The organism is Methanomassiliicoccales archaeon (assembly GCA_014361295.1).
Taxonomy (GTDB): Archaea; Thermoplasmatota; Thermoplasmata; order Methanomassiliicoccales; family JACIVX01; genus JACIVX01.
The window spans coordinates 1-1,009 of sequence record JACIVX010000093.1 but is presented as its reverse complement, the minus strand read 5'-3'; the positions used below and the strand labels follow the sequence as shown (position 1 = coordinate 1,009).

Annotated in this window: 1 protein-coding gene; it reads left to right on the top strand. The window is 64.6% G+C overall.

Going from position 1 to position 1,009, the window contains the following annotated elements; genetic code table 11:
- A partial coding sequence (locus tag H5T41_11335) for a hypothetical protein (protein MBC7109351.1) occupies nucleotides 1-998 on the top strand: 998 nt, incomplete at its 5' end.
- Between the last annotated feature and the right edge of the window lie 11 nt (nucleotides 999-1,009).

The following is a 1,009-nucleotide window of genomic DNA, read 5'->3' as shown; positions in this document are numbered from 1 at the left end:
TCCTGTACCTCATGGGCCTGGGCCTGGTCTACGCCCGCACCGGGACGCTCTCCATCACGGCCTTGGCTCAGCTTGGCCTTGGCTTCTCCGAGCCCATTTTGGCCGTCGGGGCAGGGCTTCTGGTGACGGGGACCGCGGTCAAAACCGGCGTTTTCCTGCTTGGGCTTTGGCTTCCTCCGGCCCATGGGCAGGCCCCCACTGAGGTCTCCACCGTGCTTTCGGGCCTCGTGGTCAAGGTGGGGGTGGTAGCCCTGGCCCGCCTCTCCGAGGCTTTTCCGTTGGGGCCGATCTTGGTTATCCTTGGGGCCCTCACCGGGTTCGGCGGGATCGCCTACGCCCTTTGGGAAAAAGACATCAAAATTTTCCTGGCCCATCACACCACCTCGCAGCTCGGGTACATGCTGTTAGGGCTTGGGCTGGGAATGGAATTGGGGGCGCTGCTCTACGCTGTGGCTCATGGGCTCTTTAAGGGGCTGCTCTTCCTCGCCGCAGGGGAAGGCGTAGTCCAGACAGGAAAGCGGGAGATCAAGGAGCTGGCCGGTCGGCTTTCCTGGCCGGTGGCCGTCGGGCTCGGGGTTGGGACCTGGGCTATCGCCGGGCTTCCTCCTCTCGCCGGGTTTGCAGCCAAAGGCTTCCTGAGCCAAGGGGCTCCGTTTTGGGCGAAGGCAGTGTTTTCTGGGCTTGGCATTGGCACCGCCGCGTCGTTTTCCAAGCTCCTCCCCCTCCTGCGCCCCATCGGAACGGGACCCGTAGGAGGTCTCGCCGTCCTCGTGGCCGGGGTGATGGGCTTGGGCCTTGGCGCCTTTTTCTTCGTTCCCGAGTTGCGGGAGCCTCGGGCCGTGGCCGAAGCTGTCCTTGTCGCCGGTGTGGGCTACGCCCTGCATTGGCCCCTGCGGCGTTGGCCCCTTCGGTTTCCCGAGCTTGGGTTGGACCGAAGCTTAGTGAGCCTTCTTTTCGGCACGCTGGGGATCGTGATCCTGGCCCTGTTCCTTCGCTAGGAGGCAACCGT